The following is a 21697-nucleotide window of genomic DNA, read 5'->3' on the forward strand; positions in this document are numbered from 1 at the left end:
CACAGAAAACTACTTGGAGTATCAACATGCTTCAAGTAAAAACAACACCTTTATATTATGGTAAAACGCCTTCTCGAGGAGATTTTCTGAAGTCTAAAGGACAACATGCTTTAATTCAGGTACTTGATCAGTGGATTACTGAAGCACTTGAGCAAGCTATGCGTTGCCATGATTTCAGACAACGATATGAGTCGTTGCCCTCATTAGATTTTTTTATCGCTAACCCTGCAGAGTCTATGTTTTTGGCTGCAAATATGATTGCAAGTCAAGATAGCTCTGGTCGTGCTTTTCCAATGGTACTTAGTCAGTTGGTCGAAGTAGAAAAACCCTATCAAAATTTATTGTGGGCACCATTCTATTATAAGTCTGTCTTAGTGGATTTATTTCAGAGGAATAAGGTATTACGCAGCATCAGTGATACCAATATTATGCTTGATAAATTAAATAACTTACCTAGTTCTGTTCGGATTTTTAGTGATGAAGAATGTAAGACCTTTTATGAAAATCATACGATGCATTCCTTTGCTCAATTGATGAAAATCAATGTATATGAGTTGGCGCAGAGCATGATAGGTTTGGGGCTTTTACTTCAGCCAATATTAAAAAATGGTACTAGCCGTTTAAATAAAGTGCTTATTCTTCCCATTAATAATCCAATGTATTGCTATGAAATCGCGACTTTATGGGTTGGAATGATTGGTCAATTTCTTAAAACGATGAATGCTGAAATTTTGATTGGTACCTTGCATAGAGAACAACCGATTTTATTTGTGGGTTTTCAAGGCGCTGACATCATGGCACTCAGTGATATCTTTATTCAAAACATGCAGAGCGAGCATTGGGTATCCCTTATCCAAGCACAATGGATCGATGCGTATTTAGAGCAGAATGCAGGTCTAGCAACTTTAGAGCAATCTTTGTGTCAAAGACAACTTAGCCTTAATCAAGGTTTAAAACTTTTCAGACAAACTTTTTTAGAAGAATAAATATGAGAAATAATGTGAATCATGTGTGGTCAAGCTTAATGCTCGGTGTTGTTATCACTGTATTTAGTAATTTTACTTATTCAGCTCCTGTAGTAATTGAGGGCGTAGTTCCAAATGAGGCTAGTAAACAAGCAATTTTAATGAAAATGCAATCGGTATATGGCACTGATCAAGTCGTAGATAAAATACAGGTTCGTCCAGTTTCTGCACCATCTGACTGGAGTGATTCAGTTGCTCGAGTGATTACTCCTGATTTGAAGAAGATTTCACAAGGGCAGTTGAGAGTTAAAGGTACTCAGGTGGACTTGACGGGTAAAATGACTGATTCAAGTCAAATTCAACCTACAACTAGTAGTTTTCAATCATTAGTTCAACAACCTTATCGCTTTAATGCTCAGCTTTCAGTGAATCATGCAGAGCAAAAAATAATTGATGATGCTTTGAAGAATCGAATTATTGAATTTGAGTCTGGCAGTGCAATTTTGACTATTGCTGGTAAAAAAATTCTAGATGAAATGGCAATTGCTCTTAATAAAGTAGGTAGCAAAAAAGTCAAAATTATTGGTCATACGGATAGTTCAGGTGATGCCAATAAAAATACTGTATTGAGTCAAGAGCGTGCGGCAGCTGTACAAAGTTATTTAGTTGCTAAAAGTATCGCCGCAGAACGTTTAAGTACAGAAGGTAAAGGCTCAAGCCAACCTGTTGCAGATAATGCAACTGCTGATGGTCGTAAGAAGAACCGGCGAATAGAGTTTGAAGTACTTTGAAGATTTTACTTATTTAGCGGAGTAATTACTTTATGGCAACACCTTATATTGTCATTGGTTGTCCTACAACAGGCGGTGGTCAAGTGATTACAGGAAATGCTAGCTTTCTCATCGAAGGTATCCCAATAGCTTGTATTGGGGATAAGGCAACTTGTCCAAAGCATCAGACTGTTGCAACAATTATTGCTGGTGACCCGAATATGCAAGTCATGGGCAAGGCAGCAGCACGAGTCAATGATCCTTTATCTTGCGGATGTAAGCTGTTACCGAAGCAGAATTTGGTTGTTCAAGATAATGCGGGTGGTTCTAGGTCTAATAAATTTTCTGAGAATAATAATACTAACAACTTCTTAAACTCAGAAAATTATGGGCATAGATTTCAGTTAAAAGACGAATTAACAGGGAAACCTTTAAGTAACGTCTGTTATGAAATTGATAAAAATGGTGAGACTCTTCATGGTACAACTGATAACCAAGGCTTTACTGAACTAGTCACTAATAAAAATGCAGAAGAAATAAATATTAGTATTATTTATGAGGAACATAGACATGGATAAAGATCCATTAAGTCAATCAGCTAAGATAATAGTAGCAAATGCAACAGCAAAATTATCAAGACTAAAAAACAATCAACCACCTCCAACAACAGAAATAAAAATTGAAACCAAAAGAAAACTAACTTCTGGTGAAATTAAAATGTGTCAATTGATCTTCAAAGATGCAATTGATTATTCAAGAGTATGGATTCATATAGGAGGTTATTTACATAGTGCAACTGGAAATGCAATGACACCTGCTGGTGAAATTATGCTACCTCGATCTGACTACCTAAAAAATTCTGACTTTAGCCAATCAACTGGAGACTATCGACATTGGTTTATACATGAAATGGTTCATGTTTGGCAGTATCAATTAGGAACACCGAATGGTTGGTTAGGTCTAAAACAATTATGTAAAGGTGGCTATACCACAGAAGTACAATCTGCTGATTCGGGTAATGAATTAAAAGCTTATGATACTGATATATTAGGTCGCGACTTAGGAAAAAAATTTAATGAATTTAATTTCGAACAGCAAGGACGTTTAATAGAATTTTGGTTTGATGCATGCTATTTGCAAAATGTAAATCCTAATCGCTCACATCATAGACAAAGCCTAAAACTTCTAGGAAATGTTGAAAAGATTTTAAGAGACTTTATTTTGAATCCTTACGATAAATCATTATTACCGAGATCTTAAATGATAAGAAAAAAATTCAAGCTTCTATTTTTATTAATGATAGTACTATCAACTGCTTCTTGTAATCAAGGGCCACGTCCATTAGAAGTTACGATTCATCAGGATCATTTATGTGTATTTACAAATAATTCTAAAACTTATTATGGTCTTGATAATACGTTCCTTATTTATTTAGGAAGGATCGACTACAATAAAGGTTTTAAAAGTACTTATGAAAAGCTATACACTAGTACCCCTCTACCTATAGATGAAAAAAATTGCGTTGCAATACCATTAAATGAAATTAAACATAATGTTGCTTACGAAATTATTTTAGATACAAATAAAAGCTTTCATACAAGTATTTGTGTTGTGGGTAAAGATAATAAGCTAGAAGTTAGATATGTTGAGCCAGGAAAATCAACTTGTGATTGATTTATGATATCTCCCAATAGAAAATCCAATTTTGATCACTAAACCGGTGAAATTGATTTACTTAAATATTTGTGAGACTGAGATAAGTAAAAAAATATTGATTGAGGCCTTACATTGCTATGTACAAAAATATTACGGTAGTTTTATTACTCACTTTTTTGTTAGGTTGTAAAGAAAAGAAGGTGGCGGACATTAACTACGATTTCTCTGGGAATAAGCTTTGTGCTCTAAAAACAAGTGATATGAAAGCAGCTAGTGAGTTTGGACGGTTAGATAGCTCATTTAAATATAAAGAAAATATTTTTGATGAAAAATATCGATTGATATATGTGAAGAAGATTTAAAAAATATCTAATAAGAAAAGTAAGTATATTTTTTGTTTTGACCCATTGAAATTAAAATATAATAGTTTAGAAACACAAATTAGACTAGAGATTGAAAAAGGTAAATATTTGAGACAATATGAATTTATTAATCACTCATGTTTATCTAAAAATAATTTTAAGTTAAACCTATAAAAAATGAGATTGTTAAGTGTAATTAAAATATATACAGTTTTGATAAGTGATTGAAGCAGTTTACGTCCTCGTCTAAAAGAGTGGGGTCATCAATATAAAATATACTTTATTTTATTAATCGATGAAAAGCAAAATATTGCTTATCGTTATATTTTTCAGTAGATAACGATTAATTGAGAGAATGTTTGGTCTAGATGATAACATCTATCGCTAGTATCGGAATTGATATGATGATGCCCTGAACTGCTAAGAAACTGACTTTTGCACTAAATGATGATGTTGATTCCTATCGTTAAGATCATTGAGCTTTAAAAACAGATGACTATGAAGAAGAACAAGGCTAGCGAATTTTTGTTTTTAGTGTATCTTTATTAAGCGATATGTTCGCAAGAATATATCGAATTCTGAGGATGAGGTCGTTCCATTGGTGATGATACAAAAATACCGATATGTTTTGGCTGTATGCGTCGGCTTATTTAGCCACACACAAGCATTTGCGGTTGATAAAGTTACAGTATATGCAGCTGCAAGTTTAACCAATGCGATCAATGAATTAGATGTGATCTATGAGCAGAAAAATAAAGTTCAAATCCAAACATCTTATGCAGGTTCATCAACTTTAGCCAAACAAATTGAAGCAGGTGCGCCAGCTGATATTTTTATATCAGCAGATGTTCAATGGATGGATTATTTGCAAAAAAAACAGTTGGTATCGGAAAATGATCACGTGAATTTATTGGGTAATCGTTTGGTAGTGATTGCTCCCAAAGCTCGTCCAATCAAATTAAAAATAGATAAAAGTTTTGATTTCACTAGGGTTGTTCAAGGTAAATGGTGTACAGGTGATACTAAGAGTGTACCTGTTGGGAAATATGCAAAGCAGGCTTTGACGTCGATCGGTTGGTGGGATAAGGTTTCAACTCGTCTAGTGGAAACAGAAGATGTACGTGCAGCCTTAAACTTTGTGGCACGTGGTGAATGTCAGTTAGGGATTGTTTACGCTACTGATGCAGCGATCAGCAAAAATGTCGTCATCATTGGAACATTTCCAGAAAATACCCATCAACCTATTATTTATCCAATAGGTTTAGTAAAGAAGAATACAGAGTCAATGAAATTCTATAAGTTTTTACAAAGCAGTCAGGCAAAAAAAGTATTTAAAAAATATGGTTTTAGCGTACTTAAGTAATTAAATGATGATTCTGACTCCTGAAGAACTTGAAGTGTTGCTACTGTCATCTAAAGTGGCAGCAACATGTTTGATTGTGAGTTTAATCCCAGCAATTTTGATTGCTTGGATTTTAGCTAGGAAAGAGTTCTGGGGTAAATCACTATTTGAAACACTGGTTTTCTTACCTTTAGTTTTACCACCAGTTGTACCTGGTTATTTGTTACTTCAAATTTTTGGCAATCGAGGCATCATAGGACAATATCTAGCACCACTAGGATTGGAGTTTGCGTTTAATTGGAAAGGGGCGGTATTGGCATCTGCGGTAATGGGCTTTCCTTTACTCGTACAATCAATTCGATTGGCGATTGAACTGGTGGATCAGCGTTTAGAAATGGCTGCAAAAACTTTAGGGGCTTCTGCATTCGGCACGTTTATGCAGGTAACTTTGCCACTTGCAAGCAGCGGAATTTTGGTGGGAAGTATTTTATGTTTTTGCCGAAGTTTAGGGGAGTTTGGCGCAACGATTACTTTCGTGGGGAATATTGCCAGTGAAACTCGTACTTTGCCTTTAGCCATGTATAGTTTGATGCAGCAACCTGATACTGAAGCAGCAGTTTGGCGTTTGATTATCTTATCCTTATCCGTAGCTTTCTTTGCACTATGGTTTGCGCAATGGTTCAATCGTTATCAGAAAAATAAACGTGGTCGTTAAGCATGATTGATTGTCATATCCAACTTACCCAAGGACAATTTTCTCTAGATCAACGCTTTCAATCCGATCAGTCTGTGATTGGTTTATTTGGAGCTTCAGGTTCAGGAAAAACCACGATTTTGCATAGTATTGCTGGGTTGATTAAACCTCAATCAGGTTGGATTAAAATACAGAATCAAACATGGTTTGATCGGGCACAGAACATTAACCTGAGTACACAACAGCGTCGGATTGGTTTGGTATTTCAGGATGCACAGTTATTTCCTCATAAAAATGTAATGCAGAATCTACTGTTTGGCTTCAAACATATTCGCCCCGAGCAGCGTCAGTTTGAACTCGAATATATTGTTGAATTGCTTAAATTGGATCATTTAACTGAAAGGATGCCGATTAAGCTTTCAGGAGGGGAAAAACAACGTGTTGCACTTGGTCGTGCATTACTGTACTCACCACAATTATTATTATTAGATGAACCACTTTCTGCTCTTGATTCAGCGCACAAAAAAGAGATTATCCCTTTCTTTCAAAAAATCAAAGCAGAGATAAAAATTCCGATGCTGTATGTGAGTCATGATAAATCAGAAATCGAACAACTCACTCACGAGATTTGGTATCTATAAATAACGTTGTAATAAAGCAAGAAACTTTTGTATTTCTTCTTCATTAATATGTTCAGCATCCTTTAGTACGTGTTCTTTTAAGTGTTGTTCAATTAATTGATTCATTAAACCATTTACAGCACCTTTAACCGCGGCGACTTGCTGTAAAACTTCGATACATGAACTCTCTGGATCGGTTAATGATTTTTCAACCGCGGTAATTTGTCCTTGAATGCGCTTCACTCGATTTAGAATTTTTTTGTCATGGTGTAGATGAGACATACATTTTTCCTGAAAAAATATATACTGAGGGGGAGTATATTTTAAAGTTAAAGCAAATGCAGCATACTAACCTAGAAAGACGCCATTCTCATCAATTTGATCAGGGAAATCCTTTAGCCCAGAAAAAGATTTTGATCGCCACAATTTTAACCGCTGTGATGATGATCTTAGAAATCTTAGGGGGATGGATTTTTAATTCGATGGCATTACTGGCTGATGGTTGGCATATGAGTTCCCACATGCTAGCACTAGGTTTGGCTTACTTTGCTTATCGAATGGCTCGACAGTATGCAAGTGACTCCAGATTTAGTTTTGGAACATGGAAAATAGAAATTTTAGCAGGCTATAGCAGTGCTATTTTATTGATGGTCGTTGCGCTACTGATGGGGATTCAGTCGATTGAACGATTATTTAATCCCGTTACGATTCATTTCAATGAAGCGATTCCAATCGCGGTTGTAGGTTTAGTTATAAACTTGGTCTGTGCATGGTTATTACATGATGGTGGACATGAGCATCACCATCATCATTCACATGATCACCATCACGATGATCATCAGCATACACACGATCACCATCATCACCATGATTTAAATCAAAAAGCCGCATTTTTGCATGTAGTGGCAGATGCGGTGACTTCAGTGCTCGCAATTATTGCTTTATTTGCTGCAAAATATTTTAGTTGGAATTTTCTAGATGCCTTGCTTGGAATTATTGGTGCATTACTGGTTGCAAAATGGTCTTGGGGGTTAATTCAAGAAACAGGTAAAACCTTATTAGATGCTGAAATGGGGCACCCCGTGGTACAAGAAATAAAGGATGTAATTGCCCAACTTCCACAGGTAGAAATTACAGACCTACACGTATGGAAAGTCGGGAAAGGCAAATTCTCTTGTATTTTAGGATTGGAAACATCGATAGCTGATTTGACTCCTGATCAAGTCAAACGTGAGCTATCCATACATGAAGAAATTGTGCATGCCTCAGTTGAAATTCATCATATTTAATATTTCTGAGACTGAAGCTAGAGTCGAATAACTCAACTCTAGCTTAATAGTTTAAACAAAGAGATATAGGATCAAACCACAAAGTGCTGAAGCAAAGATCACGTAAAGAACATTAATCTGAAATTTAAAGAGTGCGATCATCGCTGCAACGGTAATGATTGCCGCTTCGTAGTTAAATGCATGATCAAAACCATTTGGCCATAGCACGTGATAGCTAAAGAATAGAGCAAGATTAAGAATGACACCTACAACAGCAGCGGTGATCGCAGTGAGTGGTGCGGTAAACTTAAGCTCGTTATGTGTAGATTCAATTAGTGGTGCGCCAGCGAAAATAAAAACGAAGGAAAAGAGAAAGGTAAACCAAGTAACAATTACTGCACCCACGGCACCTGCAAGAAACAGATGCTCAGTTCCGAGTAAAGCTTGATTAAAACCACCCAAGAAGCCCACAAATGCGACAACCATAATTAATGGGCCAGGTGTACTTTCTCCGAGAGCCAATCCATCAATCATTTGAGTTGGGTTTAACCATCCGTAGTAATTCACTGCACCTTGGTAGACATAAGGCAGCACAGCATATGCTCCGCCAAAGGTAAGCAAGGCTGCTTTAGTAAAGAACCATGCCATCTGAGTATAAGCGTGTTGCCAGCCTAGGCTGAAGGTCAACAGTAAGATCGGAATACACCATAAAAATGCTGCGATAAGAACAATTTTAGCGAGATTCGCCCAGCGAAAAATAGCATGGGCAGGTGGTGGTGTATTGTCATCAATCAGTGCTGCACCATAATTTTTTTGATTACTTTGATGAGATGCTTGCTGACTAAATAAATGTGGCTGCTTTTTACTGAGTAAATATCCAAGTATAGCGGCACTGAATACAATCAATGGAAATGGGATATTAAAGAAAAATATTGCGATAAATGCTGCGGCTGCAATGAGCCATAAGAATTTATTCTTGAGTGAACGACTACCTATACGATAAGTTGCATGAAAGACAATAGCCGTGACCGCAGGTTTAATTCCATAAAATAAACCTGCGATAATTGGGACATCTCCAAACTGCACATAGATCCATGACAAGGCAATCAGGATAAACAATGAGGGCAGCACAAATAGAATGCCTGCCACTAAACCACCTAAAGTACGGTGCATTAACCAGCCGATGTAGATAGAAAGTTGTTGAGCTTCAGGTCCAGGTAACAACATACAATAGTTGAGTGCATGTAAAAATCGTTTTTCAGAGATCCAGCGCTTTTGTTCAACTAGCTCCTGATGCATCACTGCAATTTGACCTGCGGGTCCACCAAAACTAATAAATCCAAGTTTTAGCCAAAATAAAAAGGCTTGCCAAAAAGGAACGTGGTCAGGTGCGGTTGTTGCATCAGATTGCTGCATAATCATTCTCAAATAGAGCGTTTATTTTTTGAATATCGCGAGTTTATTGCACATCATATGAAGGTGATGATTCTAGATGAATCCAATTTATTTCTTTATATATTTTATTGATTTGATAATTCAAATTGATGACTTTTCTTAAATTTATTTCACGTCTAAAGATCAAAGAATCTAGCTTATATATCTTTAAATTGCATAAACAACGCATTTTTTCTTATTTTTAATCATAAAGTGTGACGCATACCATAAGCCTATATTATTGAAAGATCATCTAATTATGGGCATCAAGAACACCAAGCCATTGATTGTAACAGCGATCGTCCTTGTGGCGATTGTTGCTTTTATTATCTATCAAAATCAAAAAGATGCTGTACCAGCTCAGTCTAAAAACAACAAAGCAGTTGTGATTGCCTATCAAACAGGTGTTGATCCGACCAAGGTTGCACAGGCAAATGGAGAATATGAACGTGATACTAATCAAGCAATTCAATGGCGTAAATTTGATGCGGGTTCAGATGTAGTTAATGCATTGGCTTCGGGTGATGTAGTGATCGGCAATATCGGTTCTAGTCCTTTGGCTGCTGCTGCAAGTCGTGATTTACCGATTGAAGTCTTTCTGGTGACGGCTAAATTAGGCGGTTCAGAGGCATTGGTGGTGAGCAACAAATCAGGCATTAAAAACCCGCAAGATTTGATTGGTAAAACCATTGCTGTGCCATTCGTTTCAACCACGCATTACAGCCTATTGTCAGTACTCAAGCATTGGAATATTGCGGATAACCAAGTCAAGATTATTAACTTACGTCCACCAGAAATCACAGCAGCTTGGGAGCGTGGTGATATTGATGCGACCTATGTTTGGGAACCTGCCTTAAGCAAAGTTAAAGCGACTGGTCATGTCTTAACAGACTCGAAAGAAGTCGGCGAGTGGGGCGCACCAACCTATGATTTATGGGTGGTTCGTAAAGATTTCGCTGAGAAAAATCCTGAGTTCTTAAACGCCTTCGTGAGAACCAGCTTAAAGCAGATTGAAAGCTATAACCAAGATCCTAAATCATTTGAGCAAAATGCAGACAATATTCAGAAAATCGCACAATTGACGGGTTCTGATGCCAAAGATATTCCATTGCTTCTTTCAGGAAATATATACCTTGATCGTCAGCAGCAACAAGCCACTTTATCGGATGAATTTGCAGAGAACATTTTTGATACAGCTACTTTCTTAAAAAGCCAAGGCAAGGTAGATCAAGTAAAACCTAACTATCAAGCCAATGTCACCACTCAATTCTTACAACCATAGGAGATCGAAATGAGCGTATTAGCTGCTGAGCATCTTCATTTAACTTTTCCAAACCAGACCGTACCTGTATTGCAAGATATTAATCTCAAAATTGAAGAGGGCACTTTGACGGTAATTTTGGGTGAGTCCGGTTGTGGAAAAACCACATTGCTCAATATTTTGGCTGGTTTTCAAAAACCAAGTTCAGGACAGATCAAACTTGATGATGAAGTACTAACGACACCTGATGCTCGCCGTGCAGTGGTGTTCCAAGATCATGCGCTATTACCTTGGTTAAATGTCTCTGAAAATATCGGTTTTGCTTTACGACTTAAGGGTTTAAAAGAACAACATATTCATCAGCAAGTAGAATCCATCCTGAAGATAGTAGGTTTGAGCCATGTTGCACAAGCCAATATTTGGGAACTGTCAGGTGGTATGAAACAGCGCGTTGGTATTGCACGTGCCCTGATCAGCCATGCGGCATTCATTTTGCTGGATGAACCTTTTGCTGCGCTTGATGCATTTACCCGTGAAACTATGCAGCAGTTGGTTTTGGATTTATGGATTCAACAAAATAAATCTTTTTTCCTCATTACCCATGACATTGAAGAAGCGTTATTGCTCAGTAATCAACTGGTATTGATGACAGCTCGTCCAGGAAAGATTGTTGAAACTTTAAAACTAGACTTTGCAGAGCGCTATAAGCTAGGCGAATCGATTCGAACAATTAAATCCGATCCAAAATTTATTCAATTACGTGAGCAACTGTTTGAGCGTTTGCGTGTACAGAAACAAGCAGGGTATGAGGTGACTGTATGACGGGACAAGCAAAAAATACAGCCTATGAGCTAAGTAACACAGCAGAATTTGCACAAATTGACCCGAAAAAATCAGCTTCAGGACGAAATGCTGTAGGTGTTTTTTTTGCGCGTCATCGTAGTTTGGTGCTGAGTTTATCGAGTGTTATCAGTGTGCTGGTGATCTGGTATTTGATCACTGCTTTAAAAATTGTTCCAAGTTTGTTTTTGCCAAGCCCACAAGCGGTATGGCAGAAGTTTCTTGAAGTCAGTCAACAAGGCTTTATGAAAGCGACTTTATGGCAACATTTAGCCGCCAGTATTTCGCGTGTCTTATTGGCTTTAGTTGCTGCAATTGCGATTGGTATACCTTTAGGTTTATGGATGGGCTTGAACAAATGGGTGCGCGCCGTACTTGATCCTTTGGTTGAGCTGTTACGTCCGATACCACCTCTAGCCTATTTGCCATTATTGGTGATCTGGTTCGGGATTGGTGAAACCACTAAAGTTCTTTTGATTTTCTTTTCAATCCTTGCACCAGTCATTATCAGTAGCACTCATGGCGTAATCAGTCATCAGCTCAATCGTGAGCGCGCAGCCTTATCTTTAGGCGCAAGCCAATCGCAAGTGTTTTGGCATGTGATTCTGCCGACAGCCTTACCGCATATCTTAACGGGTATCCGTATTGGTTTAGGTGTGGGCTGGTCGACTCTAGTGGCTTCGGAATTAGTCGCAGCAGATCGTGGTATTGGTTTTATGGTGCAGTCAGCAGCTCAATTCTTGATTACCGATACTGTGGTTCTCGGCATTATTGTTATTGCGATCGTTGCAGTGAGTTTTGAGTTGTTTTTGCGTTGGTTACAGAAGCAACTCTCTCCTTGGTATGGTCAACAGTTATAAGTGTGAGTAGTAGAAGATGACGTTAAATATTGAAGTTATTAAACCAACCATTGGTGCAATTATTCACGATGTTGATTTAAATACGGTTGATGAAAATACCACACAACAAATTCAACAGGCATTGCTGGATCATCATGTAATTTTCTTCCGCAATCAGCAGCTTGTACCTCAGGCTCAAGCTGAACTTGCACGTGGCTTTGGTTCTTTACATATTCATCCTATTTTCCCGACAGTAGAAAATGTGCCTGAAATTATTGTTCTAGACAGTTGGAAGCAAGATTTACGTGACAACGAGCTTTGGCATACTGATGTGACTTTCAGTCAAAATCCGCCATTAGGGTGTGTCTTACAAGCCATCAAGATTCCACCTGTAGGTGGTGATACATTGTGGTCGAGTGGGGTAGCCGCATTTGCTGCTTTGGATCAAAGCTTGCAACAAAAGTTAAAAGGTTTAACGGCTACACACGATATTCGTCAGTCTTTCCCGATTGAACGTTTTGCGCATAATGATGTTGAGCGTAAGAAATTGGAGGAAACCTTCAAACGTAATCCACCCGTTGTTCATCCTGTGGTGAGAACCCATCCTGTGACAGGACAGCCGATTTTGTTTGTGAGCGAAGGTTTCACCACGCGCATTAATGAGCTAGAAGAATCAGAAAGTGCTGAGTTATTGCAATATCTATTCGCCCACGCGACTCATGAGCAGTTTCATTTACGTTGGCAATGGCAAGAAGGTGATGTGGCGATTTGGGATAACCGTTGTACACAGCATAAGGCTTTATTTGATTATGATGATGCGCATCGGATTATGCATCGCGCCACCATCAATGGTGATGCACCGTTTTATCAGGCTGCAAGTTAATTAATAAATTTAAGAAATAAAAAACCTTGTGCAAAATCACAAGGTTTTTTTTGAAGCTTTATTTATTACTGTTTAACGATCAACACAGGGATATGTGATTCGGTCAACACAGCACGTGCTACGCTACCGAGTAATAAACGCTTAACACCAGTGCGACCATGAGAACCCATAATAATTAAGTCAGCGCCGACTTCCTCTGCGACAAAGATAATCCCTTCGCTTGCAGGACCATGATGTATTTTTGTGGTTACTTGAATTCCATCACGGGTAAATGACTGAGCGATATCTTGCAACTGTGTTTTAGCATGTGCCTCTGCTTGCATAAAATGCTCTGTAATTGCGGGTGCAACTTGATAAAAATCTACGCCCACATAAGGATCAACCGCAACAACACTCAATACCGTGACCTTTGCCCCAGATAATTTAGCTAAAGACAGTGCATGCTCAATGGCTGCATAAGAAATTGGAGAGTCATCAACTGCAACTAAAATATTTTGATAAGACATATTTGCTCCTTATTGTTTATCGTTGTAAAAAGATAAAGTTATATTATGTTGATAGCATATTGAACGTCGTCTAGCAAATTAGACCATGATCAAAAATGTATGATAAAACTGAAAATATTGCTGCAATACAGTAAATTCCACAGCAAAATAGAGATATAACAAAATATCGGTATTTTTGTAATTTACTTTAAAACTCACATGACTGTTTGCTTCTTTTTATTAATCAAACTTTAACCTAAAGGAATCTCAGTGTTACTCAATTTAGAAGCATTTAAACAGCAGAAGTTTGATCAGGTTGCTGCGAAAATTATGGCTGATCCTGATCAATATCTGGGATTTGATTCTGTTTCGGATTTTTATAAAGCAGAATGGTTGGATGAATTTCCGCAAGGTACGACGTGGTCTGCGACAGGCTTAGATAATGGGGCAGAGCAATTTTACGCTATCATAGAGTATGGGCGACACTATCTATATATCAGTCGAACTGAAAAGGTCACGGTAAAACTTGGCATGCGACATGACTACAATAAAAATAATTAATCCGAGCAGTCATCTATTTTAGAGTGAACAGCCTTTGCGATTTTTATCTCAATGCTATACTTCCGAGCAGAGATGAAATCCCAAATAAAACGAAACGGAAATTTTAAAATGGCGCATCAATTTACGGTTAATGAAACAATTCACGGTGTTTCAATTGAAGATTTTACACGATTAGTTGCTCAAACATCATTGCATGAAGCAGTGTGTAAACGTATTCCAGGGGATAACCTCGAAATTCTTGAATCAAATGTAAATGGTGACATTTATACTTTGCGTCGTGAATACAATCTTGACGTCAGCATTCCAGATGTTGCTAAAAAATTATTAAAAAATGCATTCCGCTTAAAACGTTCAGATATCACTAATCTTAAAAATCTAACTTCGACTGTAGAACTTGGCGCAAACCTTCCTTTAGAAGCAAAAGCTGAACGCAAAGTTACAGGTAATAGTGAAAAAGTAGATATTTCATTGACTTGGAATGTGAAAGTAAAAGTACCTTTGATTGGCGGTATGCTTGAAAAGCACGCTGAAGGCGAAATTCGTAAATTTAGCCAACTTGAAATTGAAATCGTAGAAGATGAGTTAAAGAAACAGCTTTAATTTAAGCTAAAAATAAACTCTCCTGAATCGACTGATCTAACGAAGAACGGTTTGATGAAGGAGAGTTTTTTATTGTCTAGAAGCGCAGAAAATAAGGAACTATGGAAAGTATTAGCCCAATCATACTGATCATAGTTGTACTCTCAATAAAATAAGTAAATAGCATAAGCAATAAGCCACAGATCAGAGGCACAGTCATTTTCTGTCTCTTACCATATATAAAATAGCCTAAGCCAATCGAACTAAAAAGAACACTCAAATAAAGCGTTAGTGCATTCATGCTAATTCCATATGTTTTTTTATTAGAAAATATTATGACAAGATTCTTAAATGAAAATGATAGAAGCCAAATTCATTATCCAATAGTATCAATCTAGGTTCGATTTAAAAATTATAAGGTTCTGTGATGAGTGTAATTTTGCCAGTAGCGCAACGCGGTGAAGAGATTTTAAAAATTAAAGCAGCTTTAGTCTCAGATGCAGAGTTTAATAGTGAATGGTTGTTGCAACTGGCTTCTGCGATGCATGCAACGATGTTGGAGCGTAATGGTGTTGGAATTGCTGCACCACAGGTTTATATCTCCAAGCGTATAATTATCGTGGCATCTCGTCCCAATCCTCGTTATCCCGATGCGCCTGAGATGGATGCTGTGGTGATGGTTAATCCTGAGATTTTGGAGTTTTCTCAAGCGACTTGTTTGGGGGAAGAGGGATGTTTAAGTGTTCCTGATGAGCGTGGGCAAGTGCAACGAGCACAGAGTATCAAAGTGCGTTATCACACTTTACAAGGCGAGGTGATTGAAACAACATTTGATGGTTTTCCTGCACGTATTGTGCAACATGAAGTTGATCATTTAGATGGAGTGTTGTTTGTGGATAGATTGAGTGCTTAGAAAATAAAAACAATGAAATCTTATAATAAAAACTTAAAACTTCCATCGCGTGATTTACGCAGTAATATGACTGATGCAGAACAACTGCTTTGGCAAAGATTACGCCGTAAACAGATTTTAGGGTTATAGTTTTATCGACACAAATCTATTTTAAATTATATTGTTGATTCTACAGAACTACTATTAGCTTAAAGATAATGTGTAGTATTGTTGAATCTTTTACATGTTTTATTTTTAGTTATATAATTCATGCACATAAATTTATTTTTTTGAGGTTTTTTATGTATGGGGAGCAATATGAGAGTATCAATTTTCTTGTTGGTGTGAATGGTAGTGGAAAAAGTAGGTATTTAAATAAAATTGCAAAAAAATTCAATAGTTATCAATATAATGTTTTGGCAATTTCAAATACAGTTTTTGATAAAATTGACTCAAAATACAGTAAGAAGATAAGTGCTAATCGTGGTAGGTACATGCTCAAAAAGACCTTTATTGAATCATTATTAAGTGATGATAAGTCTATAAGAGCATATGATGTTCTTAATTATCTTGGTTTTAATAGAGAAGTTAAAATATTATTCAAGTTTCCTAAAAGAGTTTGTAAAAGGAATTTATACAATTACCTTGCTGAGCAATTAAATTCTAGAAATAAACCTTTAATTAAAAAATACTATGATATTCATGAAATTGATGAAATATCCAATATATTTTTAGATCAAATGGATGATCAAGGTGAGGGTAGATTCTATTTGTCATTAAGTGATTTTGATGTAAGAAATAAAACTAAATATAATTATTTTTTAGATAAAATTTTAAGTTTTGAACTTCCATCTAATATTGTTAAAGTTGATATCTTTCTTTCAAAAAATAATGATGAATTTTCTTTAAATGCTACAAGCTCAGGTGAGGCGCATTTTATATCTAACATGTTGTTTTTGATTAATAATTTGTTGGACTATAAGACTAATATTATTTTAATTGATGAGCCTGAAATAAGTTTGCATCCTAAATGGCAAAGAGAATATGTTTTAAAGATTTATGATTATTTTTATAAACATGATATTAAGTTATTTATTGCAACACATTCACCTTTAATTATTTCAAAAGTACAAGTTGCGAACAAAGATATATATCAAGATTACATACAAAAAGTGAAATATAATATTTTTAAAGTAGAACATGAGAAACTTCAAAGTGTTGAAGATGATGAGGATTATAGTATCGAATCTCTGTATTGGGAGGTTTTTGGTGTGTTAACACCAGATAATTCATTTTTATCAAGGTATTGTGTTCAGCTGTTGGATAAGTTTGATCTCAAGAAAATTACTTATGCTGAAATTAGACGTGAATTTCAAAGAATGAAAGAAGCTTGTGACTTAACATTGCAAAGACAGGTATTAACTGATATTGAAGAAAGGTTTGTAATAAGAAATGAAAACTAGTCTTTTAAGTTATCAGTGCCCGTACCCTAAAAAATCTAATTGTGGTAGAGGTCGTGAGATTAAGTGTAAATGTGAAAATACTCCATGGGCTTGCAAAGAATTTTTTCCTTTGAAAAAAAGGTTAAAAGTTAAGTTGAAAAAAGATTTTGATAATACGTGTGCTTTTTGTCAAAGAACTTTAGCAGAAGATGAAGATATTATTATTGATATTGAACATGTTTTACCTAAGCATAAATATGTTTGTTATAGTTTTGATGATCGTAATTTAGTCATTTCTTGTAGGAGATGTAATACAGGAGCACAAAAAGGTACGAGAACAGATTTTATTAATTATTTAATTGATAATAATAAATACGATGAATCAGTTGATTTTTCACTTAATAACTATAGGTTTATTCATCCCAAATATGAAAATACTAGGGATTTCTATGAATTAGCATGTTTACAATCAGGACGTTCAGTATTTATGCGTTATGAAATAAATCAAGAACATCCTAAACTTGAATATACATTCGATTTCTTTAATTTAAAGAAACTCGAGCGTGGTACTCTAGAGGATTGTGCACGAATAATGCTTAAATTAAATAGTAGATTCTCAAAATATTTACCTGAAAAAATATAAAAGAATCCCCTCAATTTGAGGGGATTCTTTTATTTGATAAGAATTGATTTTCTTCCCCCTTTGTTAAAGGGGGATCGAGCGGGGTTAACCAATCGAATCATCTAAATTCGGTGCTAACCAACGCTTTGCTTCATCCAATGTCCAGCCTTTACGCTTTGCATAATCTTCAAGCTGATCTTGAGAAATTTTACCAACGTTAAAGTATTCACTTTCAGGGTGCGAATAATAGAAACCACTGACAGAAGAAGGAGGGATCATCGCAAAGTGTTCAGTTAGCTTTGTACCAATCTTCGCTTCAGAGTCTAACCAGTCAAACAACACAGCTTTTTCAGAATGCTCTGGACAAGCAGGATAGCCTGGCGCAGGACGAATACCGACATATTTCTCTTTGATCAGTTCTTCATTACTCAACGTTTCATCTGCTTTATAGCCCCAGAACTCTTTACGGATACGTTCATGTAAATGTTCAGCGAAAGCTTCTGCAAAACGATCTGCTAAAGACTGAACCAGAATCGCTGAATAGTCATCACCTTTGGCTTTATATTCATTTGCCAATTCTTCTGCACCAAAGATCGACACCGTGAAACCACCGAGATAATCTTCAGGCTGTTCAGAAGGCTTAATATAATCTGCCAAAGACAAGTTTGGTTTACCTGTCACTTTGTCTGATTGCTGACGTACGTGCTCAAAGGTATGAGTACGATTTTGACCTGATTCATCAAATACGCTGACAGTATCTGCACCAGTACGCTGCGCAGGGTATAAGCCAAATACAGCACGAGCATCGAAACGTTTATTTTCAATGATGTCTTTCAGCATCGCTTGCGCTTGATTATAAAGATCAGTCGCTGCTTCACCGACCACTTCATCTTCTAAGATTTTCGGGAATTTACCCGCCAAACTCCAAGAGATAAAGAATGGTGTCCAATCAAAATATTCAACTAAGGTTTCAAGCGGATAATTCTTAATAACTTGTGTACCCAAAGCATTTGGTTTTGGTGGTACATAGTTATTATCAATTTTAAAACCGTTTTCGACTGATTCTGCATAACTCAATTTTGCAGCTTTCGGTTGCTTATTCGCTAAGCGTTCACGAATCTTGGCATATTCAGCACGATGCTCTGCAATAAAGTTACCGCGCATTTCAGGAGAAAGTAGGGTGGTTGCGACACCCACTGCACGTGAAGCATCCGCGACGTAAATTACTGCATCATTTGAATATTGAGGATCAATTTTAACTGCGGTGTGTGCTTTGGATGTAGTTGCGCCGCCGATCAATAAAGGAATATTAAAACCTTTACGTTGCATTTCTTTGGCAACAAAGACCATTTCATCCAAAGAAGGGGTGATCAAACCTGACAAACCAATGATGTCACATTTCTCATCTATTGCTGTTTGCAGAATTTTCTCTGCAGGTACCATCACGCCAAGATCAACGATGTCATAACCATTACAACCCAAGACAACACCCACAATATTTTTACCAATATCGTGTACGTCACCTTTTACCGTTGCCATCAGGACTTTACCTTTAGATTGTCCTTCTGACTTCTCAGCTTCAATGTATGGGTTGAGCCATGCTACAGCTTGTTTCATGACGCGTGCAGATTTAACGACTTGAGGAAGGAACATTTTTCCTGAACCAAACAAGTCACCGACCACGTTCATGCCGTCCATTAGTGGGCCTTCGATCACATCAAGCGGACGTTTTGATTTTAAACGTGCTTCTTCAGTATCTTGATCGATATACGTGGTAATACCTTTAACTAAAGCATATTCGAGACGTTTTTCGACAGATTCATTACGCCATTCAAGATTTTCAGCTTCTTTGGTAGCACCCGCTTGACCACGATATTTTTCAGCAACTTCTAGGAGTTTTTCAGTTGCTGCTTGACCTGTCTCACCTTGATTTTGGTTAAGTACAACATCCTCAACAGCATCTTTCAGCTCTTTATTGATATCGTCATAAATCGCCATCTGACCAGCGTTTACGATACCCATAGTCATGCCTTGTTTGATGGCATGATAGAGGAATACTGAGTGAATCGCTTCGCGTACAGGTTCATTACCACGGAATGAGAACGAAACGTTAGAAACACCACCTGAAATCATGGCATGTGGTAAGTTTTGTTTGATCCAACCCGTTGCTTCAATAAAGTCTACGGCATAGTTATTGTGTTCTTCGATCCCTGTTGCTACTGCAAACACGTTTGGATCGAAAATAATATCTTCAGCTGGATAGCCAACTTCATTGACTAAAATGTCATAAGAGCGTTTACAAATTTCACGCTTACGCTCAGCGGTATCTGCCTGACCAACTTCGTCAAAAGCCATGACAATAACTGCTGCACCGTACTGACGGCAGAGGCGAGCTTTTTCGACAAACTCGTCATAACCTTCTTTTAAGGAAATCGAGTTTACAACAGGTTTACCTTGAACACATTTTAGACCTGCTTCAATGATTTCCCATTTCGATGAGTCAATCATGATCGGCACACGTGAAATATCAGGTTCTGAAGCGACGAGGTTTAGGAAATGCACCATCGCACCTTGCGAATCGAGCATCCCTTCATCCATGTTGATATCAATGATCTGCGCACCAGCTTCAACTTGTTGCTGAGCGACTTCTAAAGCTTCTGCAAAATTTTCTTCACGGATGAGACGAAGGAACTTTTTTGATCCTGTAACGTTAGTACGTTCACCAACGTTTACGAATAAAGAATCATCATAGATATTAAATGGTTCTAAACCACTCAAACGGCAAGCATGAACAGTCTCAGGAATTTTACGTGGTGGAATATCTTTAACAGCTTGGTAGATCGCACGGATATGATCTGGTGTGGTACCACAGCAACCACCAGTAATATTGATCAAACCACTCTCAGCAAATTCTTTAATAAAGGCTGCGGTTTGTTCTGGGGTTTCATCATACTCACCAAATGCATTCGGTAAACCAGCATTAGGATGGGCTGAAACAAAGGTATCTGCAACGTCAGAAATCGTTTTAACGTGAGGGCGCATTGCATCTGCACCTAATGCACAGTTAAAACCAATTGATAGCAAATCACCATGACGCACTGAGTTCCAGAATGCTTCAGCCGTTTGACCTGTCAATGTACGACCTGAGGCATCTGTGATCGTACCTGAAATCATCAATGGAAGTTCATAACCGATTTGCTTAAAGACTTCTTTGACCGCAAAGATTGCCGCTTTACAGTTCAATGTATCGAAAACTGTTTCGATCAATAGAATGTCAGCACCACCTTCAATTAAGGCGTGTGTTGCTTCGATATAATTTTCTTTTAGTTCATCGAAAGTAATATTACGGAATGCTGGATCATTGACGTTCGGTGAGATCGAACATGTACGTGATGTAGGGCCAAGTACACCTGCCACGAATCGTGGCTTATCTGGGGTAGAGTATTTGTCACAAGCCGCTCTCGCGAGACGTGCTGCTTCACGGTTGATCTCAGGTACAAGATCTTCCATGTGATAATCTGACATTGAAACACGTGTACCATTGAAGCTGTTGGTTTCAATAATGTCTGCACCAGCATCCAAATAAGCTTCATGGATACCCTGAATAATCTGTGGTTGAGTCAGTACTAAAAGGTCATTATTACCTTTGAGATCAGAAGCCCAATCTGCGAAACGTTCACCACGATAATCTTCTTCTTCTAATTTATGGCGTTGAATCATGGTTCCCATTGCACCATCAATAATCAAGATGCGTTGGGCGAGAAGAGATTTTAGGGTGGCAAGCGTGGACATAAGGAACCCCAGTATATGGCAAATATAAAAAGCTGAGGCATTGTAACAGAAGCGAACAGAAAGCGCGTATTTTCAACAACACAGAGCACTGATTCTTCAGTTCAATTTTGATGTGTCACAAAACCTTCATTAATTTGTAATAATTATGAGGAATAATGCTCCAAAAACCAGCGAATGAACTGAAATATGACAAATTGATGTCATATTTAGTAGCATTTGTTGCAAAATCAGACAAACAGTTTTTAAGACTTTTTGTTTTTATATCATATTGTATTTAAAGGGATATTTAATTTAATAGACTAAAGATTAGAACAAAAAACATCACAAAATGAGCTGAAATGATGAAATATCAGCTTTATATGACATCTCTTTGTCATATAATTGTCATAA

24 protein-coding genes and 1 pseudogene are annotated in these 21697 nt (G+C 37.1%); 20 read left to right on the forward strand and 5 right to left on the reverse strand.

Translation table 11 applies throughout. The features are described from left to right. Positions 1-26 precede the first annotated feature (26 nt). The 9 genes from tagF to H2677_RS04530 all read left to right on the forward strand — a co-directional run bounded on the left by tagF (position 27) and on the right by H2677_RS04530 (position 6430). Complete coding sequence (gene tagF, locus H2677_RS04490) at positions 27-986, forward strand: type VI secretion system-associated protein TagF (RefSeq protein WP_212639230.1); 960 nt, start codon at positions 27-29, stop codon at positions 984-986. 38 nt (positions 987-1024) lie between these two features. After that, complete coding sequence (locus tag H2677_RS04495) at positions 1025-1756, forward strand: OmpA family protein (protein WP_407929295.1); 732 nt, start codon at positions 1025-1027, stop codon at positions 1754-1756. Between the two features lie 32 nt (positions 1757-1788). Next, positions 1789-2313 (forward strand): PAAR domain-containing protein, encoded by a 525-nt coding sequence (locus H2677_RS04500; protein ID WP_212639232.1) that lies wholly within the window; start codon positions 1789-1791, stop codon positions 2311-2313. Then, positions 2306-2995, forward strand: coding sequence for a zinc protease (locus H2677_RS04505; protein WP_130575377.1), 690 nt, complete (start codon positions 2306-2308; stop codon positions 2993-2995). The genes H2677_RS04500 and H2677_RS04505 overlap by 8 nt, the downstream gene beginning before the upstream one ends. Positions 2996-3031: 36 nt before the next feature. Next, entirely contained in the window at positions 3032-3409 is a 378-nt protein-coding gene (locus tag H2677_RS04510; protein ID WP_228260081.1) for an NF045616 family extracytoplasmic (lipo)protein, read from the forward strand. 119 nt (positions 3410-3528) lie between these two features. After that, positions 3529-3753, forward strand: a complete 225-nt coding sequence (locus tag H2677_RS04515; RefSeq protein ID WP_212639233.1) for a hypothetical protein — start codon at positions 3529-3531, stop codon at positions 3751-3753. Positions 3754-4357: 604 nt separating this feature from the next. After that, entirely contained in the window at positions 4358-5116 is a 759-nt protein-coding gene (gene modA / locus H2677_RS04520; RefSeq protein ID WP_212639574.1) for a molybdate ABC transporter substrate-binding protein, read from the forward strand. Positions 5117-5120: 4 nt separating this feature from the next. Next, the gene (gene modB / locus H2677_RS04525; RefSeq protein ID WP_004952841.1) at positions 5121-5810 is read left to right on the forward strand and encodes a molybdate ABC transporter permease subunit; all 690 of its coding nucleotides are present in this window, start codon (positions 5121-5123) and stop codon (positions 5808-5810) included. A 2-nt stretch (positions 5811-5812) separates the two neighbouring features. Then, the gene (locus tag H2677_RS04530) at positions 5813-6430 is read left to right on the forward strand and encodes an ATP-binding cassette domain-containing protein (protein WP_212639234.1); all 618 of its coding nucleotides are present in this window, start codon (positions 5813-5815) and stop codon (positions 6428-6430) included. On the opposite strand, the gene H2677_RS04535 is transcribed toward H2677_RS04530, so the two are convergent. Beyond that, a complete protein-coding gene (locus H2677_RS04535) occupies positions 6425-6691 on the reverse strand; it encodes a metal/formaldehyde-sensitive transcriptional repressor (RefSeq protein ID WP_004952847.1) in 267 nt (88 codons plus the stop codon). The genes H2677_RS04530 and H2677_RS04535 overlap by 6 nt on opposite strands. A 56-nt stretch (positions 6692-6747) precedes the next feature. Here H2677_RS04535 and dmeF point away from each other — a divergent pair, with 56 nt between their 5' ends. Further along, positions 6748-7698: a CDF family Co(II)/Ni(II) efflux transporter DmeF gene (gene dmeF, locus H2677_RS04540; protein ID WP_136695025.1), complete on the forward strand. Its 951-nt coding sequence runs from the start codon at positions 6748-6750 to the stop codon at positions 7696-7698. 51 nt (positions 7699-7749) lie between these two features. Here the strand turns inward: dmeF and chrA are convergent, their stop codons facing one another. Then, on the reverse strand, positions 7750-9093 hold the full coding sequence (gene chrA / locus H2677_RS04545) for a chromate efflux transporter (RefSeq protein ID WP_212639235.1): 1344 nt from the start codon (positions 9091-9093) through the stop codon (positions 7750-7752). A 259-nt stretch (positions 9094-9352) separates the two neighbouring features. Here chrA and tauA point away from each other — a divergent pair, with 259 nt between their 5' ends. The 4 genes from tauA to tauD are packed head-to-tail and all read left to right on the forward strand — an operon-like array spanning position 9353 to position 12934. Then, positions 9353-10393 carry a taurine ABC transporter substrate-binding protein gene (gene tauA, locus H2677_RS04550; RefSeq protein WP_212639236.1) on the forward strand — a complete coding sequence of 347 codons (1041 nt, stop codon included), beginning with the start codon at positions 9353-9355 and terminating at the stop codon, positions 10391-10393. 9 nt (positions 10394-10402) lie between these two features. After that, complete coding sequence (locus tag H2677_RS04555) at positions 10403-11194, forward strand: taurine ABC transporter ATP-binding protein (RefSeq protein ID WP_212639237.1); 792 nt, start codon at positions 10403-10405, stop codon at positions 11192-11194. Next, complete coding sequence (gene tauC / locus H2677_RS04560) at positions 11191-12072, forward strand: taurine ABC transporter permease TauC (protein ID WP_212639238.1); 882 nt, start codon at positions 11191-11193, stop codon at positions 12070-12072. Before H2677_RS04555 ends, tauC begins: the two co-directional genes overlap by 4 nt. 16 nt (positions 12073-12088) lie before the next feature. Beyond that, complete coding sequence (tauD, locus tag H2677_RS04565) at positions 12089-12934, forward strand: taurine dioxygenase (RefSeq protein WP_212639239.1); 846 nt, start codon at positions 12089-12091, stop codon at positions 12932-12934. 65 nt (positions 12935-12999) lie between these two features. On the opposite strand, the gene H2677_RS04570 is transcribed toward tauD, so the two are convergent. Further along, the gene (locus H2677_RS04570) at positions 13000-13440 is read right to left on the reverse strand and encodes a universal stress protein (protein WP_212639240.1); all 441 of its coding nucleotides are present in this window, start codon (positions 13438-13440) and stop codon (positions 13000-13002) included. A gap of 249 nt (positions 13441-13689) precedes the next feature. Here H2677_RS04570 and H2677_RS04575 point away from each other — a divergent pair, with 249 nt between their 5' ends. Both H2677_RS04575 and H2677_RS04580 read left to right on the forward strand, forming a co-directional pair. Then, positions 13690-13980 (forward strand): hypothetical protein, encoded by a 291-nt coding sequence (locus H2677_RS04575; protein ID WP_212639241.1) that lies wholly within the window; start codon positions 13690-13692, stop codon positions 13978-13980. Between the two features lie 108 nt (positions 13981-14088). After that, positions 14089-14580: a DUF2505 family protein gene (locus H2677_RS04580; RefSeq protein WP_004913708.1), complete on the forward strand. Its 492-nt coding sequence runs from the start codon at positions 14089-14091 to the stop codon at positions 14578-14580. Positions 14581-14656: 76 nt separating this feature from the next. Here H2677_RS04580 and H2677_RS04585 read toward each other — a convergent pair whose 3' ends face one another. Further along, positions 14657-14860: a hypothetical protein gene (locus tag H2677_RS04585; protein WP_005403039.1), complete on the reverse strand. Its 204-nt coding sequence runs from the start codon at positions 14858-14860 to the stop codon at positions 14657-14659. A 126-nt stretch (positions 14861-14986) separates the two neighbouring features. Here H2677_RS04585 and def point away from each other — a divergent pair, with 126 nt between their 5' ends. From def to H2677_RS04605, 4 genes and pseudogenes are all read left to right on the forward strand, one after another. Next, a complete protein-coding gene (gene def / locus H2677_RS04590; protein ID WP_212639242.1) occupies positions 14987-15472 on the forward strand; it encodes a peptide deformylase in 486 nt (161 codons plus the stop codon). Positions 15473-15484: 12 nt separating this feature from the next. Further along, positions 15485-15598, forward strand: a pseudogene (locus H2677_RS04595) (DUF559 domain-containing protein); the annotation flags it as partial. 155 nt (positions 15599-15753) lie between these two features. Continuing rightward, the gene (locus H2677_RS04600) at positions 15754-16914 is read left to right on the forward strand and encodes an AAA family ATPase (protein WP_212639243.1); all 1161 of its coding nucleotides are present in this window, start codon (positions 15754-15756) and stop codon (positions 16912-16914) included. Beyond that, on the forward strand, positions 16904-17536 hold the full coding sequence (locus H2677_RS04605; protein ID WP_212639244.1) for an HNH endonuclease domain-containing protein: 633 nt from the start codon (positions 16904-16906) through the stop codon (positions 17534-17536). The genes H2677_RS04600 and H2677_RS04605 overlap by 11 nt, the downstream gene beginning before the upstream one ends. 84 nt (positions 17537-17620) lie before the next feature. Here the strand turns inward: H2677_RS04605 and metH are convergent, their stop codons facing one another. Further along, a complete protein-coding gene (gene metH / locus H2677_RS04610; protein ID WP_212639245.1) occupies positions 17621-21307 on the reverse strand; it encodes a methionine synthase in 3687 nt (1228 codons plus the stop codon). Between the last annotated feature and the right edge of the window lie 390 nt (positions 21308-21697).

It is taken from the genome of Acinetobacter junii (assembly GCF_018336855.1).
Lineage (GTDB): Bacteria > Pseudomonadota > Gammaproteobacteria > Pseudomonadales > Moraxellaceae > Acinetobacter > Acinetobacter junii.